Here is a 16460-nt window from a genome sequence, read left to right on the forward strand (position 1 = left end):
GGATCCGGGCGGCGGGTATCCGTAACCGGCGCCCGGGGGCGGCGGTGGAGGCGGCGGGGGTACGGCACCGGCCATACGGTGACCGCAGACCTCGCACCAGTCGTCGGAACCCGACTGGTGTCCGTTCGGGCAGGTCGGCATGTCGGCGCTTCCCCCTCTCCTTTCCGGCCTCACGGCCGGTTCCTGTGGCCGCGACGGGCCGGTGTGGCCGCTTCGTCCGGACCCCCGGTGGGGGAGCCAGGCTCGTGTGCAGCGGTGTTTCCGGGTACTTCTTGCTCTGATTCCAGCTACTTCTTTACACGAACAGTCTTTGTCGACCGTGTCTCGAGAGTCATCTCGTCGGCCTCCGTGACCTTCGCCTTCAGTCGCACAGTACCTGTCGCCGCGTCGACCACGTCCACCACCTTCGCAAGCAGTTTCGCAGTATCCGCGTTCCCCGAGGCGCTGGCGAGCTGAACGGCCCGTCCCAGCTTGGCGGTTGCTCCGTCGAAATCGCCGGATTTACGGGCATCCAGTCCTTGCTGGATGACTTGTGCCAGTTCGGCCTGACCCGTGTAGTGCGCGACCTGGGGGTTGATCGACGTGGACGCGACCATGTCGTCGGTCCACAGGGCCTTCACCAGACCCTGGGCGCCGAGGCTCTGGGTGCTGCCGTCGGGCTGCGGGATGACGAGGGAGACCCGGGCGGCCAGCATCTCCTGACCGAGGTCGGCGGCCGGGACCTCGACGCACACGTGGTAGTCGCGGGACTCGTCCCCCCACGAACCGGTGGGGTAGTCCCCGGCGCGCGGTCCGGCCTCGGTGCGGCGGTCGGTCAACTCCTCGACCGTGGGCGCCACTTGTTTCACGAACTTGACCTTCGTGCCGACCGGGGTCCACAGCCGGAGGGCGACGTCCGCGACCTCCTTGCCCATGGCCGCCTCCATCATCTGCGTGAAGTCGGCGGACAGGGCGGCCGGATCGGCGACGATGTCGGCGGTGCCGAGCAGCGCGGAGGCGATGGCCGTGACCTCTTTCACTTCCCAGTCGGTGCCCACTCCACGCGCGTCACACGTGAACCGTCCGGCACAGGCGTCCAGCGCGGCCTTCAGATCCTCGGGGGACTCGTGCTCGTTGCGGCCGTCGGTGAGCAGGATGCCGTGACGGATGGCGACGTCGGCCGAGGCGAGCAGCCGGTCGGCGAGCTTCAGCCAGGTGCCGATGGCGGTGCCGCCGCCCGCGCTGAGCCTGCGCAGCGCCTGCTTGGCCTGGTCCCGGGTGGCGGAGTCGGCGACCGCGAGCCGGCCGCCGCCGGGGTAGACCTCCCGGGCCACGTGAGTGCCGTCGATCACCGCGAAGTGGACGCCGTCGCGCAGGGTGTCGATCGCGGCGGCCGTGGCGTCCCGGGCGTTGCGCATCTTGGTCGGCGGGTAGTCCATCGACCCCGAGCAGTCGACCATGAGCGCCACGGCGGCGGACGGGCCCTGCCCGGGCGAGTACAGGTGCGGCGCGGCGACCGCGCTGCCGATGGTGCCGCCGCCGGTCGCGCTGACCGTCACGATGGCGTTCACCTCGCGGCCGCCCTCGGGCAGGTACTCGTTCTGGTACACCTCGACCGAGAACTGCGGCACGTTCGACTTCGAGAAATTGGCCATGCCTACTCTGATCCCCCTAGCGGCCCCACAGCACGTGGGGTGATGACTGTGCGTGCCCGTACCCGGACCGGTCCCCTCCGGTCCGTCGGCCCTTCCCGTCCGGCCGCCGGGACGCCCGCGAACATCCGGCCCGCGAGCACCCTCAGGCCGATCCTGCCCCCTGAGGAGGCGCAGGGAACGGCAGGATCGCCACTGTTACGTTGTCGTGGCCACCCCCGTCGAGGGCGTGGCCCACCAGAACCCGCGCGCAGCGCAACGGCCGCTCGGCCGCGTCCAGGGGCACGGCCTCGGCCATCTCCTCGGCGGCCTCCGCGTAGTTCCACAGCCCGTCGGTGCACACCACCACTACACCCGGCCGGTCCGGCTTGAAGGAAGCGGTGTGCGGCTCCAGTTCGTACGCGTCCGCGCCGAGCCAGCCGGTGATCGCGTGGGCACGCTCGTCGGCGTACGCCTCGGCCTCGTTCATCAGTCCCGCGGACACCATCTGTGCCGCCCACGAGTCGTCCTCGGTGAGCCGGGCCGGGGGCGCGCTGCGGTCCACCGGCACCCAGTAGGCGCGGCTGTCACCGACCCAGCCGACGACGAGCAGGTTCGGGGTGACGATCGAGCCGACGATGGTGCAGGCAGGCGCGTTCTGGTGCGGGGCGTGCTCCTGGGCCGTCTCCGGCTCCTCCGCGAGGGCGTTGACGGCGCTCGCGGCGGCGACGATCGCGTCATGCATGGCCTGCTGGGGGTGCGTGCCGCGCGGCAGCGATTCCAGGACCGTCTCGTTGGCGGCGCGGGCCGCGGCGAGCGAGGCGTCGTCGGGGCGGGTCGCGGAGGACACGCCGTCGCAGACGATCGCGACGACCGCGGGGGAGCCGTCGGGCAGCGCGGTCGAGGAGATCGCGAACGCGTCCTCGTTGCGGTGGTGGCGCAGGCCCCGGTCGCTGACCGCGGCGACCGCGCCCAACTCCAGTTCCATGTGGTCGCGTTCACGGGGCTGGGCGTGTCCGCAGTTCTCGCAGTAGCCGTCCCGGTCGACATGGCCCGCGCGGCAGGCCACGCACACCTTCATCCCGGCGGGCGGGGTGGCCATGTCGGTGGTGCGCGGGTCCGGCGGCTGGGGCGCGGCCAGCGGGTACTCGTCGGGCTCGCGGGGCCGGTCGAACCGTACGCCCCGGCCCGGTCCGGGCAGTTCGCCGCCGCCGGAGTCGGTGCCCGGGATGTCGGTGGGGCGGACCACCGGCGGTGGCGTGTCGGAGCTGGGCGGGGAGGCGAGCGGCCAGTCCACGGGCGACGCCGCGTCGGGCGCGGCGGCCGCCGTCCCGTTCATGGTGATGGTCGGCTGGTCCTCCGGCGGTGCGGGGTCCGCCGAGAGGTCATGGCCGCACGCACCGCAGAAGCGGTCGTCCGATGCGAGGGGCCACTCGCAGATCGGGCACTTCGTCAGCGCGGTCGGCTGGGGCATCTGCGACATCAACTACACCCACGTCCGGGGGCGGTAACGGTTGGCACGTTCCACCAGGTCGATCCTCTCCTCGCCGCCTTGGGCGAGCCGGGCCAGTGTGCGGTACGACCGCTCCAGTCCGAAGCGGAGGCCGCGCTCGTCCAGCGTGCTGCCGAGCAACACCCGCTCGCCGGCCGGGGGCGCGGCACCCTGGCTTCCGGAGAGTACCCAGTCCAGGGCGCAGCCGAGGACCTCTGTGGACAACTGCTCGCGGCGCACCGCGTCCAGACCGTACCCGCCGAGCGCCTCGACCTGCCCGGCGGCCGCGGTCAGATCGTCCAGGAACGGGGCGTCCGGCGCGGTTCCGGCGGTCCCGGCCGAGGGCTGTGCCGGTACGGCTCCGAGCGTCGCGTCCGTACGGTGTCTGAGCCGCGCCCGTACGGCGGCGACCCGGGCGGCGGTGTAGTGGATCGACGCCTCCGGTACGGACTCCAGGGTCCGGACGGCGTTGAGCCGGTCCCCGGCGGTCAGTCGCACCCGGGCGAGCCCGAACGCGGCGCTGACGAAGCTGGGGTCGGTCGTCCACACCAGGCGGTAGTACTCGGCGGCGTTGTCCAGCTGCCCCAGCACCTCGGCGCACAGGCCGAGGGCCAGCTTGGGGGCCGGCTCGCCCGGGAAGGCGTCGTAGATCGCGTCGAAGGACAGCGCGGCGTTCTCGTGGTCGCCGGTGGCGAGCGCGGCCACGCCCCGGTACCAGACCACCCGCCAGTCGTCGGGGTGGTCCCGCTCCAGGGCGTCCAGCGTGGCCAGGGCGATGGTGAACTCGGCCATCTCCAGCCGGGCCCGCAGCTCGCGCAGCCGCAGCTCCAGCGAGCCGCTGGGGGCCGCGTGCAGCGCTGTGATCAGCTCGGTCGGCGCGGAGGTGATCAGTCCCGCGAGGAACCCGGCGTTCGGGTCTCCCGGGTCCACGCGCGGCACGGGCAGCGCGAGGGCCGCGGCGGCGGTGTCGAGCTGCCGGGTGAGCCGGGGGGCGGGGGCGGCGGCGCCGGCGGTCAGCAGGGCGGGCGTGGCGGAAGGTGAACCGGAAGGCGCACCACCGTTCCTGGTGGTCGGCTTGTCGCGGCGCGTGCCCAGCCTGGACACGTCCCCGTCCAGCTTCGCGAACAGCTCCGTGTCCGTGACCTTCACCTCGGGCCCGAAGATCGTCGACAGGGCGGGGCGGGCCCGGCCCGTCTGCAGGGAGACGACCTCCCGCAGCACACCCGTCAACTGCTCCGACATCTCCTGCGCGGAGGCGAACCGGCGGGCCGGGTCGGGGTCGGTGGCACGTACCAGCAGCCGGTAGAAGGACTCGTACTGGCGGAAGACCTCGATGTTGTCGGGGTCGGGCAGGGAGTCCACGAAGACGTTCGTGTAGCCCTGGAAGTCGAAGGTGAGGACGGCGAGCGTGCGGGCGACCGTGTACAGGTCGGAGGCGACCGACGGGCCCACGTCGGCGACTTCGGGGGCCTGGTAGCCGACGGTGCCGTAGATGGCCGACTCGTCGTCGTCCATCCTGCGCACCGCGCCCATGTCGATCAGCTTGAGCTGGTCCTCGGTCTGGATCGCGTTGTCGACCTTGAAGTCGCAGTACAGCAGGTTGCGGCTGTGCAGGTGCCCGAGCGCCTCCAGGGCCTCGATGCCGTACGCGCACGCCTGCTCCACCGGCAGCGGATCGCGGCGCCCGTCCGCCGTGCGGCGGCCGTTGGCGATCTCCTTCAGCGACTTGCCGCCGACGTACTCCATGACGATGTACCCGTCCAGCGAACCGGTGCGCTGGTCGAGGTGCTCGACGAAGTTGTAGATGCGGACGATGTTGGAGTGCTCGATCTCGGCGAGGAAGCGGCGCTCGGAGATCGCGGCGGCCATCGCGTCCTGGTCGCCGGTGTCCAGCAGGCCCTTCAGCACGACCCAGCGGTCCGACACCGCCCGGTCTATGGCCAGGTAGATCCAGCCCAGACCGCCGTGCGCCAGACAGCCCACGACCTCGTACTGGCCGCGCACGATGTCGCCCGAGTGCAGTTTCGGCACGAAGGAGTACGGGTGGCCGCACTTGGTGCAGAAGCCCTCCGTACGCCCGGGCCGGTCACCGCGCGCCCGGCCGACCGGGGCCCCGCAGTCGGAGCGCGAGCAGAACCGCTTCCGCTCGGGCACCTCCGCGGTATCGAGGACCATCGAGCGCGGATCCGGACGCGGCACGTCCGGGACCTGGACGAGCCCGACACCGAGCCGCGCCCGCCCCGAGGAACTCGCGGTCTTGCCGGAGCTGCGCACCGACACCGAGCGGCCCGTCGACCGGCCCGACAGGGCACGGGAGAGCCGGCCGGAGACCGAGCGCCGGGACTGCGAGGAGCGCCCGGACGTCCGCGAGGAGCGCGAACTGCTGGAACCGGAGCCGCGCGAGCCCCGCCCGCCCCCGGTGATGCCGGTGGGCGGCGAGTTGACCATGCCGCTCGCCGAGACGACCGGCGCCAGACCGCACTCGTCGCAGTACAGCTCGCCGCCGCCCACGTCCTCGTACGCCCCCGAGCAACCGGGCCGCTGGCACGACTGCCGCGGCGCCTCCTCGCCCGCCGGGCTCTCCTGCGTCTGACTCACGACTGCTCCTCCCTCCGGTCCTCGGGCGCACGTGGGACCGGCACCGACTGGCCCAGCAGTTCGGCGGCCGCGTGCTGATAGCGCAGCACCGCCGCCTCGGCGACCCGCAGGTCGCACGGGGCGCTCCACAGCATGCGGCGCGCCGCGTCGTACCGCTCGACCAGCAGCGAGTCCTCCGCGAAGCCGTGCCGGGCGACCTTCGCCTTGTACGCGTCGAGGCGGCCGCGCAGCTCCGCGCGGACCGCCAGCGGCGCGGTGACCGCAGTCAACGACTCGCGGGCCCGCAGCAGTTCGTCGTCCGCCTTCTGCTCCAACGACTCCAGGAGCGGGGAGAGCCGGTGCCACTGCGCGTGTCTGCGGTACTCCGCCGCCATCGCCAACTGCTCCTGCAGCACCGTCGGCGGGCCGCTCACCACGGGCACCTCCGTCGCGGCGATCTTCGCCAGCACCTCACCGCGCGCGCTGCGCGCCTCGGCGAGGGTGCGGTCCGCGCGGCTGAGCACGTCCCGCAGCTTCACCAGCCGTGCCTCCGCGTCCTGCCGGACCGTCAGCACGGCTTCGATCTCCCGCCGTACGTCCTCCAGGGCCCGTGCCTCACGGTCGTACGTGGAGGTGTCCGGGCGGCCGCCACCGGGTGCCGAACTGCCCGGCGTGGGCACCCAGAAGGCCAGCGGGTCCGAGACGACCTGCTCACGGAGCCGGGTCAGGGTGCGGGTGATCCGCTCCAGGTCGTCGCCGGCCGGATGCTCGCCGGGGCGCACGCCCACGGAGTGCGCGAGCTGACGGGTGCGCTGGAGCTCGGCGGCCAGCAGATCGATCCTGGCGGGCAGCGCGGACCAGACGGCGTCGGCGGCCACGACCATGTCCAACGAGGCCGCGTACAGGTCGTTCATCCGGTCCACGAGTGTGACCAGCGAGAACTGTTCGCTGAGCCGGGTCGTGCCCTGGAGTGTCGGCGCGTTCGCCATCGCCGTCGCGGAGCCGGCGACCGTGACCGCCTCGCCGCGCAGCAGTTCGGTCAGCTCCACCAGGTCCTCACGGCTGGACCAGCGCCGCCGTGAACGGATCTCCCGGGCGCTGTGCAAGGCGTCCGTGTACGCGTCGAAGTACGCCCACAGCAGCGTGATCGACGCGTCCGCGGCGGTCCAGCGCTCCTTGGTGACGCCGGTCAGCTCGGCGCCTTCGAGCAGCCTGCGGCCCGCGTGGTCCTGGAGGGCGAGCAGCGAGGTCTCGATGGCCTCGTGCTCCGCGCCGAGCCGCGCGAGCGCACGGTCCACCTCGTCCCGGTCCATCACCGGCCCGGTGGATCCCGCGACGCCCATCGATCACCTCTCGCTGCTGTCGGTGTCCGTCAGTTGAATGCGGTCCTCGTACGTCGGTCCCGGTACGTCAGTCTCTGTACTGGGGCGAAGGCGGCCGGGACTGCGCCGCATCGTCGCCGAGCGTTCCGGACAGCCAGGTGTCGTACGAGTCCTGCCAGCCGTCCTTGAGGTAGTCCACCAGCACCTGGTTGACCCGGCGTACCAGATCCGTGTCCCCCCGGTTCATCGCCACGCCGTAGTACTCGGTGGTGAAGGGGGCGCCCTTCAGATCCACCGTCGGATCCTGCGCCGCCTGGCTCGCGGCGAGCGCTCCGTCGGTGACCACCGCGTCGACCTCTCCGAGTTGGAGCCTGACCAGGCAGTCGAGTTGGTTGGGGACGGTCAGGGATATGTCGGCGGAGGCGGGCAGCTTGCCCGAGTCCTTCCCGGCATCGAGGGTGGACCAGGCGGTGGACGTGTCCGCCGTGCAGATCTTCTTGTCCGCGAGCGTCTGGCCGTAGCCCTTGATCGTCGAGGACTTGGGGGCCAGGACCTGCTGCCCGGTCTTGAAGTAGGGCTGGGAGAAGGCGACATCCTGCATGCGTTCGCAGCTGATCGTCATCGTGCGGACCACCATGTCGACGTCCTTGTCCTGCAGCGCCTTGATGCGCTGACTGGTGGGAATCGCCCGGAAGCGCACCTTTTCGCTGCTGCCCAGTATCTCCTCGGCGATGCGGCGCACGATGTCGATGTCGAAGCCCTCCAACTGGGCGTCGTCCTTGGCGCTGTTCGGGTCGCGGTAGCCCCAGCGGTAGCTGTTCTGGTCGACGCCGACCGTGATGACGTCCGCGTCCATGATCCGCTTGATCGCCTGGCCGGACTCGTCGGAGGAGGGCCTCAGGCTCTGGTTCTCCGGATCCTTCATGGTCTTGCAGTCGTCGGCTCGCACTTGTGTACCCCGGGCCAGACCTTGCCCCCCCGTGCCCGCGCCGCCGTCGCCGCGGGTGCTCTTCACCGGCAGCACCAGGGCGAAGAGCAGGGTCAGGGCACAGAGGACCGCCATCGCGCCCACGCCGCCCCAACCGCTGAGGCCGGCCCGTAGACGCCGTACCGCATGCATCGCTCCTCCTTCCACCGCGCTGCCTCCCGCCGCCGTCACCGGTACTCCGAAAGCCTGCGTCCGATGCCCAGCACCGCGCCCGCCGCGCCCAGCACGGCCAGTACGGCGGCGCCCACCGGGAGCCCGAGCATGGCGGCACGGCCGCTCCGGGCCGCGGCCTTGAACTCGTTCTTCTCGTAATCGCTCGCGAGGCCCAGATTCGTGTCGACCTGGTCGAAGCACTGCCCGGTCGGACGGTTACCGTCCGGGCAGTCGTCCGTGGACCTGCCGCCGATCACCTGGTCCCGAGCGCACTGGTAGTCGCCCTTGTCGTCGGCGGCGCGGGCCTTGGCGTGCCGGGCCTTCCACTCCTCCATGCCGAGGCCGGCGGCCCGTACGGGCTTCGAGCCGCCGCTGTCGTCGGCCAGTCGCTCGGCGGCGGCCAACTGGTCCTCGAGGTTACGCATTTCGATCTTGAAGTTGTGGTCGAACTCGTCCACGGCCGTCTCCTCGCCGTCGACCATGATCTTGATCGACTGCGCGCCCCGGCTGATCAGCGTCAGGTTCTCGTTGCCACGGGCGGTGAGCGAGGCGATACGGGCGTCGTTGAGGACGGTCAGCGACCGCACTCCGTGTTCGTACGAGTCGTTCAACCCCGCACGGGCGACGGTGTGGCCGCCGGCCAGCCACAGCAGGACGACGGTGGAGGCGGCCGTCGCCGCGACCATGCCGTGGTTCAACACCCGGTTCGTCCGGCGGTAGTTGCGCCGCTGGGCCCAGACGAGGCCGCCGATGGCGACGACGCCGAGGCCGATCGCGGCCCAGGGATAGGCCGTGGCTTCCGCGTAGTCGTCGCGGAGCCGCTCGTTCTCGTTGTCGTAGATGCTCTTCGCCTCTTCGAGCATCTTCTGCATCTTGTCGTTCGCGTAGCGCAGGTAGGCGCCGCCCAGTGGGTAGCCCAGCCGGTTGTTGGCGCGGGCCCGCTCCACCAGGCCCTTGTACTCGGGCAGCAGGGCGTTCAGCGCGATGATGCGTTTCTCGGAGTCGGAACCGGACTTCGAGGCGCCCGCCGCGAAGGCCAGCTGTCGCGCGGCCTGGCTCATCTCCCGCTCGTAGTCCTTGCGCGAGTCCGCGGTCTCCTGCCCGCCCGCGAGGAACCCGCTGGAGGCCGCCGTGTTGGCGGCGGCCAGCGAACTGTAGATCTCGGCGGCGGCGGAGCTGAGCGGCTGGCTGCCGTGGAGCACGTCGTCGGCGGCGGCCGCGCGGTCGTTCATCTGCCAGGCGGTGACGGAGCCGAACGCGACGACCAGGAAGGCGAGGACGGCGCCGATGATGCGCAGCCGGCCGGGCTCGGTCGTCGCCGCGGCGCGCAACTGGTCCACGCCCTCGGCGAACGCGGTCCGGCGCGGCGGCCCGCCGTCCGGGGCCGGGGGTGGCGTGGGGGCCCTCGGCACGGGTGCGGCCTGTGCGGCCTGAGACGGCACGGCGGGGCCCGGGCCCGTGGGTGGTGCCGTCGGTGCCGCGCTGCCCTCCGGCGTGAATGTCACCTGACCTCCCCCTGGTCATCCGTCCATCGCTTCCGCCCGCTCCCGCGGACAGAGGTGCACGGCCGCAAGTATCGCCGTCGGGACTGACAACGCACAGACCCTGACTCGATCTTGTTCCCCGATCGTGTCCCTAGGCGCTGTGCCCGTCGGATTCCGGCGCAGCACAAGGCTTCCCGCACCACCCCCTGCCCATGAATACGCGGTTCGTTCGGGTTCGGTTCCCTGGGGGTTCGAACGCGTTCGAGGGGGAGATCCGAAGGTGGCGCGGGGGCGGTGTCAGCCCCTCTCGTAGTGCGCCCGCACGCGCGCGTGCACGCCGCGCGGCGCGCCCACGTGGTCGAGCCCGAGCAGTGCCGCGCCCAGCACCGGGGCGGCCGTGACCACCCGGGGGACCGCCTTGGGCGCGGCGGCGGCCAGCGCCTCGCGGATCCGGGCGTCGAGGAGGGGGTGCCGGGCGGCGAGCACACCGCCGCCGAGGAGCACGGGGGTCTCCTCGCCGAGGAGGTCCAGACGGGTCAGGGCCACGGCCGCCATGGCCACCACCTCCTCGGCCATACGGTCCACCAGCGAGCGGGCCACCTGGTCGCCGCCGGTCGCCGTGGCGAAGAGGACCGGGGTCAGCTCGTGGCGGCGTACGGCCGGGATGTGCCCCAGGTGGAGGCCCTCGACCAGGGCGTACACGGAGTCCAGGCCGAAGTGCGCGGGCAGCGTCTCGGCGAGTGCCGTGGGGCCGCCCCGGCCGTCCTCGGCGCGTGCCGCGTGCCACATCGCCTCCTCGGCCAGACCCCAACCGCCGCCCCAGTCCCCGGAGATGCGCCCCAGCGCGGGGAAGCGCGCGGTGCGGCCGTCGGGGCGCATGCCGACGCAGTTCACGCCGGCACCGCACACCACCGCCACGCCCCGGGGCTCGGCCACACCGGCCCGCAGGATCGCGAAGGTGTCGTTGCGGACCTCGACGGTCGCGCCCCACGCGCGCGTGCGCAACGCCGCCGCCAGGCCCTGCTCCTCCACGGGGAAGTCGGCGTTCGCGAGACACGCCGAGACATGGTCGACCGAGGCGGTCCCGGCCTCGGCGAAGGCCCGCCGTACGACCTCCGCGAGGCCGTCGACCGCCGTGCTCACCCCGACCGTCGGCGGCTGGAACCCACCGCCGCGCGCCGCACCCAGCACCTCCCCGTCGGGCGCGATCACGGCCACGTCGGTCTTGCTGTTGCCCGCGTCGACGGCGAGCACGCTGCCGCGCCGGCCGTCACGCCCGCGCACGCCGCCGAGCGCGCTCCCGCGCACGCCCGCGCCCGCGCCCGAATCGGCGTGGGCGCCCGCCGGTGAACTCCCGCGCACGCCGTCGCTCATGCCCACGCGAGGTGCTCCCGGTTGTGGGCGAGGAGCCGGTCGGTGAGGGCCTCGGCGTACTCGTACTGGCCGATCAGGGGATGGGAGAGCAGGGCCCGGAACACCCGGTCCCGGCCGCCGCGCAGGGCCGCGTCGAGGGCCAGGTCCTCGTACGCGGTCACGTTCGCCATCAGGCCCGCGTACAGCGGGTCCACGGTCGGCACCGGCAGCGGGGACGCGCCGTGCGGGCCCACGGCCGCCTGCACCTCGATCACCGCGTCGGCGGGCAGGAACGGCAGCGTGCCGCCGTTGAGGGTGTTCACCACCTGGTACGGGCTGCCCCCGTCGCCCAGCAGCGATGCGGCGAGGTCCACGGCCGCCTCCGAGTAGAAGGCCCCGCCCCGGCGGGCGAGCAGCGCGGGCTTCTCGTCGAGGGCGGGGTCGGCGTACATCTCCAGCAACTCCCGTTCCATCGCGGCCACTTCGGCGGCTCGCGAGGGCTTGGTCCCCAGCTCCCGCACGACCTCGTCGTGGGCGTAGTAGTAGCGCAGGTAGTAGGACGGGACCACACCGAGGCGGTCCAGCACGGGGCGGGGCAGACGCAGGTCGGCCGCGATCCGCTCGCCGTGGTCGGCCAGCAGCTTCGGCAGCACGTCCTCGCGCTCGGGGCCGCCGAGGCGGACCCCGGTCTCCCAGGTGAGGTGGTTGAGGCCCACGTGGTCCAGGTGGACCTCGGCCGGGGCCACACCGAGATGCGCGGCGAACCTCCGCTGCAGGCCGATCGCCACGTTGCACAGGCCGACCGCCTTGTGCCCGGCCCGCAGCAGGGCGCGGGTCACGATCCCCACCGGGTTGGTGAAGTCGATGATCCAGGCATCGGGGTTGGTCCTGCGCACCCGCTCGGCGATGTCCAGGACGACCGGGACCGTGCGCAGCGCCTTCGCCAGGCCGCCCGCGCCGGTGGTCTCCTGACCGACACAGCCGCACTCCAACGGCCAGGTCTCGTCGCGCTCGCGGGCTGCCTGGCCGCCGACGCGGAGCTGCAGGAGCACGGCGTCCGCGCCCTCGACGCTCCGGTCCAGGTCACCGGTGGTGACGATCCGGCCCGGGTGCCCCTGCCGGGCGAAGATCCGGCGGGCCAGGCCGCCGACCAGCTCCAGCCGGTCGGCGGCCGGATCGACGAGCACCAGCTCCTCGATCGGCAGGGTGTCCCTGAGCCGGGCGAACCCGTCGACGAGTTCGGGGGTGTAGGTCGAGCCTCCGCCGACCACGGTGAGCTTCATAGCTGTGTTAACCCTTTACTCCGGTCAGGGTGACGCCTTCGACGAACGCCTTCTGGGCGAAGAAGAACACGAGGATCACGGGGGCCATGACCAGCACGGTCGCGGCCATGGTCAGGTTCCAGTCGGTGTGGTGCGCGCCCTTGAAGGACTCCAGGCCGTAACTGAGCGTCCAGGCGGCCGGGTTCTCGGAGGCGTAGATCTGCGGTCCGAAGTAGTCGTTCCAGGCGTAGAAGAACTGGAAGAGCGCGACGGCGGCGATGCCCGGCTTCGCCATCGGCAGGACGACCCGCAGCAGGGTGCGCAGTTCGCCGCAGCCGTCGACGCGGGCCGCGTCCAGGTACTCGTTCGGGATGGTCATCAGGAACTGCCGGAGCAGGAAGATGGAGAACGCGTCCCCGAACGCCATCGGAATGATCAGCGGCCACAGCGAACCGGACAGGTCCATCTGCTTGGCCCAGAACAGGTACATCGGGATCACCACGACCTGCGGCGGCAGCATCATCATCGAGATGACCAGCATCAGCGCCAGATTTCGGCCACGGAAGCGGAACTTGGCGAGCGCGTACGCCACGGGGACGGACGACACGACGGTGAGGACCGTGCCGAGGCCGGCGTAGAGAAGCGTGTTCCTCCACCAGGTCAGGAAGCCGGGGGTGTCGAGGACCTGGCGGTAGTTGCCCCACTCCCAGGTGTGCGGGAGCAGATCGCGGGTGAGCGCCTGCTGGTCGCTCATCAGCGAGGTCAGCACGACGAAGACGAAAGGCAGGGTGAAGAAGAGGGCGGCGGCCACGCCCAAGGAGTGGACGGCGATCCACTCCAGCAGGGCCCGGCGGCGGGCGGTGCGCTCGCTCGCCGGGGCGGCGACCGGCGCCACGGTCCTGTCGGGCGCGTCGAGTAGTTGGGTCATCAGTCACCCGCTCCGATCAGTCCGCCCCGGCGCCGCATCAGCAGCGCGGTGAACACCATCGACAGGGCGAACAGCACGAGCGCGACCACACAGGCGGAGCCGTAGTCGAAGCGCTGGAAGCCCAGGTTGTAGACGAGTTGGGGCAGGGTCAGGGTCGACTTGTCCGGGTAGCCCGGCTCGAACTGCTGTCCGGAGCCGCCGATGACGCCGGAGGCGACCTTCCCGGCCACCAGGGGCTGCGTGTAGTACTGCATGGTCTGGATCACGCCCGTGACCACGGCGAACATCACGATCGGCGAGATGCTCGGCAGGGTCACATACCGGAACCGCTGCCAGGCCGACGCCCCGTCCAGTTCGGCGGCCTCGTACTGCTCCTTCGGGACGTCGAGCAGCGCGGCCATGAAGATCACCATCAGGTCGCCCACGCCCCACAGCGCGAGCGCGGTGAGCGCCGGCTTGGACCAGGCGGGGTCGGTGAACCAGCCGGGCGTCGGCAGGCCCAGATCGCCCAGGATCGCGTTGACCGGCCCGGTCCCGGGATTGAGGAGGAAGACGAAGGCCAGGGTCGCGGCGACCGGCGGGGCGAGGTACGGCAGGTAGAAGAGGGTGCGGAAGACACCTGCCCCGGTCTTGATCTTGGTGATCAGCAGACCGACGCCGAGCCCGAAGAGCACCCGGCAGGTGACCATGACCAGGACCAGCCAGAGCGTGTTGCGCAGGGCCGGCCAGAACATCGGGTAGTCGTCGAAGACGTAGGACCAGTTGCCCAGGCCGCGGAAGACCGGGGTGCCGAATCCGTCGTACTTCATCAGCGAGAAGTACACGGTGGACACCAGCGGATAGGCGAAGAAGACGCCGAACCCGATCAGCCAGGGGGACAAAAAGGCCACCGTCCGAAGCGCCGACCTGCGGCGCTTCGCGCGGAGAGCGAGCGTGGACATCGGGGCTACTTCGCCTGCGCGATGTCGGTGTCGATCTGCTGGGCGGTCTTCTCCAGGCCCTTCCGCAGGTCCGTGACCTTGCCGGACTCGTACTGGTAGCCGAAGTCCTGCAGCGTCGTCTGGTACGTGGAGCCGTTGACGGAGGCCGGCGGGGTGTTCGAGTGCTCGTTCTGGGCGATGTCCAGGAAGGTCCGGAAGCCCTCGTCCACCTTCAGATCGGGCGACTTGAGCGCCGCGAACGTGGACGGCACGTTGTGGATGGCGTTGGCGAAGGAGACGACGGCCTCGGTGTCGGTCGTCAGGTACTTCACCAGCTCCCAGGCCGCGTTCTGCTTCTTGCTCTGCGGGGCGATGCCGATGATCGTGCCGGAGAGGAAGCCCTTGCCGTACTCGTCCACCTCGTCGTCGGCCACGGGCATCGGCGCGGTGCCGATCTCGAAGTCGGTCCCGGCGGCCTTCGCCATCCCGAGCCGCCACTCGCCGTCCAGTTGCATGGCCACCTGACCCGTCTGGAACGGGTGCTTGGCCCCCCACTCGTCGCCGAAGGTGTTCCGGTACTTCTCCAGCTTCGCGAAGCCGCCGAGGGAGCCCACCAGCTTCTTCTGGTACGTGAACATCTCCGCGAACGCCGGGTCCTTGGCGATGTTCGACTTGCCGTCCGCGTCGAAGTAGGCGTGGTCCCACTGCGACATGTAGTGGTCCACGACCGTCTCGTAGCCGTGGTAGTTCGGCATGAAGCCCAGCTGGGAGTAGCTGTCGCCCTTGGTGACGGTCAGCTTCTCCGCGACCTTCGCGAACTCCGACCAGGTCTTCGGCGGCGCCTTGATGCCGGCCTTTTCGAACGCGTCCTTGTTGTAGTACAGCCCGTACGCGTCCCCCAGCAGCGGCAGCGCGCACCGGGTGCCCTCGAACTGCGTGTAGTCCAGCATCGGCTTCGGGATGATCTTGTCGAGGTCGAGCTTCGACTTCTCGATGAAGGGCTTCAGATCGGCGAAGGCCCCGGAGGAGCAGAACTTGCCGATGTTGGACGTCGTGAACGAGGACACGACGTCCGGCCCGTTCGAACCGCCCGCCCGCAGCGCCTGGTTGAGCTTGTCGTCGTTGATGTTCCCGACGACCTTCACCGTGATGTTCGGGTGCTCCTTCTCGAACCGGTCCACGTTCGCCTGGATCGCCTTCACCTCACCGGGCGCGCTCCAGCCGTGCCAGAAGGTGATCGTCGTCCTGGCGTTCGGGTCGTCGGAGGCGGTGGACTCGGACTGCCCCGTGCAGGCGGTGGCGAGGAGGGCGAGGGAGGCGGTGGCGGCGAGAGCGATCGCCGCGTTCTTGGATATTCCGGGCATGGCGGAGTCTCCTGAGGGAGGGGAGGGGTGATCTGGGAGGACGGGGGCGCGCCTGGGAAACCCCAAGGGGGCGCGGGGAACTGCGCGACCAGCCACGACGGGCCGGCAGTTGTCGAACGACCTGAAACGCGGCCGAACTCAGCGGAGCGTCAGCGTGTCGAAGACTTCGTCACGCGTCGCGGCGAGCGCACTCTCCAACGCGCCCCGCAGTACAGGGTGTTCACGTACGTCGCCGAGGACGAGCCGCGGGCGGGAAGCCGCCAGCTCCGCCAACTCGGCCTCCACGAGCGCCCGCAGTGGCTCCCCGCCGGCCGTCAGTGCCGTACCGCTGAGGACGACCAGCTCGGGGTCGAGCACGGCCACGAGCGACGCGATACCGGTCGCGAGCCCCGTGGCGTACGTGGCCAGAAGTTGACGGTGGGACCCGGAGCCGATGTCGGCGGCGGCGCGGGCCACGAGCGCCGCCGCGACCTCGGCGTACGGCCCCTGGGGGATGTCGGTGATCCCCAGCTCACGGGCGAGCCGGGGAATGATCTGCGACCCGGCGAGCTCCTGGAAGCCGCCGCTGTTCGCCTTGGTGACATGGCGGACCAGCGGCACACCCGGGACCGGCAGGAAGCCGACCTCGCCGGCGCCCCCGGTGAACCCCCGGTGCAGCCGACCGCCGAGAACGACCGCGGCGCCGAGACCGCCCTCGTTCCACAGCAGCACGAAGTCGTCGTGGCCCTTGGCCGCGCCCAGCCGTTGTTCGGCGAGCGCGGCGAGGTTCACGTCGTTCTCGTACTCCACCGGCATCGGCAGTGCGGCGGCGAGTTCGTCGAGGAGGGCGGGGGAGTGCCAGCCGGGCAGGTGCGAGGCGTACCGCAGCCGCCCGGTGGTGGGGTCGAAGGCGCCCGGCGTGCCGATGACCAGGCGGCGCACGTCGGACCGGGTGAGCCCGGCGGCCTTGACCGCCCCGTCGAGGGCGGCGGTGACCTGCCGTACGACCGGCTGGGCGGGGCGGCGTC

Annotated in this window: 12 protein-coding genes and 1 pseudogene; all 13 read right to left on the reverse strand. The window is 71.4% G+C overall.

Going from position 1 to position 16460, the window contains the following annotated elements:
- Positions 1–141: pseudogene (locus P1P70_RS25715) on the reverse strand (phosphopeptide-binding protein); the annotation flags it as partial.
- A 146-nt stretch (positions 142–287) separates the two neighbouring features.
- The gene (locus P1P70_RS25720; RefSeq protein WP_319241683.1) at positions 288–1634 is read right to left on the reverse strand and encodes a VWA domain-containing protein; all 1347 of its coding nucleotides are present in this window, start codon (positions 1632–1634) and stop codon (positions 288–290) included.
- A gap of 142 nt (positions 1635–1776) precedes the next feature.
- Complete coding sequence (locus P1P70_RS25725) at positions 1777–3096, reverse strand: PP2C family serine/threonine-protein phosphatase (RefSeq protein ID WP_319241685.1); 1320 nt, start codon at positions 3094–3096, stop codon at positions 1777–1779.
- Positions 3097–5700 (reverse strand): serine/threonine-protein kinase, encoded by a 2604-nt coding sequence (locus P1P70_RS25730; protein WP_319241686.1) that lies wholly within the window; start codon positions 5698–5700, stop codon positions 3097–3099. It lies immediately after the preceding gene.
- Positions 5697–7022: a hypothetical protein gene (locus P1P70_RS25735; protein WP_319241687.1), complete on the reverse strand. Its 1326-nt coding sequence runs from the start codon at positions 7020–7022 to the stop codon at positions 5697–5699. Before P1P70_RS25735 ends, P1P70_RS25730 begins: the two co-directional genes overlap by 4 nt.
- 67 nt (positions 7023–7089) lie before the next feature.
- Entirely contained in the window at positions 7090–8121 is a 1032-nt protein-coding gene (locus P1P70_RS25740; RefSeq protein WP_319241689.1) for a glutamate ABC transporter substrate-binding protein, read from the reverse strand.
- Between the two features lie 35 nt (positions 8122–8156).
- On the reverse strand, positions 8157–9647 hold the full coding sequence (locus P1P70_RS25745; protein WP_319241691.1) for a hypothetical protein: 1491 nt from the start codon (positions 9645–9647) through the stop codon (positions 8157–8159).
- 276 nt (positions 9648–9923) lie between these two features.
- Positions 9924–10880 carry an N-acetylglucosamine kinase gene (locus P1P70_RS25750; RefSeq protein ID WP_319241703.1) on the reverse strand — a complete coding sequence of 319 codons (957 nt, stop codon included), beginning with the start codon at positions 10878–10880 and terminating at the stop codon, positions 9924–9926.
- A 116-nt stretch (positions 10881–10996) separates the two neighbouring features.
- Positions 10997–12262 (reverse strand): 6-phospho-beta-glucosidase, encoded by a 1266-nt coding sequence (locus P1P70_RS25755; protein ID WP_319241693.1) that lies wholly within the window; start codon positions 12260–12262, stop codon positions 10997–10999.
- A gap of 7 nt (positions 12263–12269) precedes the next feature.
- Entirely contained in the window at positions 12270–13169 is a 900-nt protein-coding gene (locus tag P1P70_RS25760) for a carbohydrate ABC transporter permease (RefSeq protein ID WP_319241695.1), read from the reverse strand.
- Positions 13169–14110 carry a sugar ABC transporter permease gene (locus P1P70_RS25765; protein ID WP_319241697.1) on the reverse strand — a complete coding sequence of 314 codons (942 nt, stop codon included), beginning with the start codon at positions 14108–14110 and terminating at the stop codon, positions 13169–13171. Before P1P70_RS25765 ends, P1P70_RS25760 begins: the two co-directional genes overlap by 1 nt.
- Positions 14111–14115: 5 nt before the next feature.
- On the reverse strand, positions 14116–15453 hold the full coding sequence (locus P1P70_RS25770) for an ABC transporter substrate-binding protein (protein ID WP_319241699.1): 1338 nt from the start codon (positions 15451–15453) through the stop codon (positions 14116–14118).
- A 138-nt stretch (positions 15454–15591) separates the two neighbouring features.
- Positions 15592–16460 (reverse strand): ROK family protein (locus tag P1P70_RS25775; RefSeq protein WP_319241701.1); only part of this gene is annotated, 869 nt, incomplete at its 5' end.

Source organism: Streptomyces sp. MB09-02B (assembly GCF_033794485.1).
Classification (GTDB): Bacteria; Actinomycetota; Actinomycetes; order Streptomycetales; family Streptomycetaceae; genus Streptomyces.

Bases quoted from the DNA above. Each gene is read 5' to 3' on its own strand.
- P1P70_RS25720 (WP_319241683.1), bottom strand. From the start codon at position 1,634: ATGGCCAATTTCTCGAAGTCGAACGTGCCGCAGTTCTCGGTCGAGGTG.
- P1P70_RS25735 (WP_319241687.1), bottom strand. From the start codon at position 7,022: ATGGGCGTCGCGGGATCCACCGGGCCGGTGATGGACCGGGACGAGGTG.
- P1P70_RS25740 (WP_319241689.1), bottom strand. From the start codon at position 8,121: ATGCATGCGGTACGGCGTCTACGGGCCGGCCTCAGCGGTTGGGGCGGC.
- P1P70_RS25755 (WP_319241693.1), bottom strand. From the start codon at position 12,262: ATGAAGCTCACCGTGGTCGGCGGAGGCTCGACCTACACCCCCGAACTC.
- P1P70_RS25760 (WP_319241695.1), bottom strand. From the start codon at position 13,169: ATGACCCAACTACTCGACGCGCCCGACAGGACCGTGGCGCCGGTCGCC.
- P1P70_RS25765 (WP_319241697.1), bottom strand. From the start codon at position 14,110: ATGTCCACGCTCGCTCTCCGCGCGAAGCGCCGCAGGTCGGCGCTTCGG.
- P1P70_RS25770 (WP_319241699.1), bottom strand. From the start codon at position 15,453: ATGCCCGGAATATCCAAGAACGCGGCGATCGCTCTCGCCGCCACCGCC.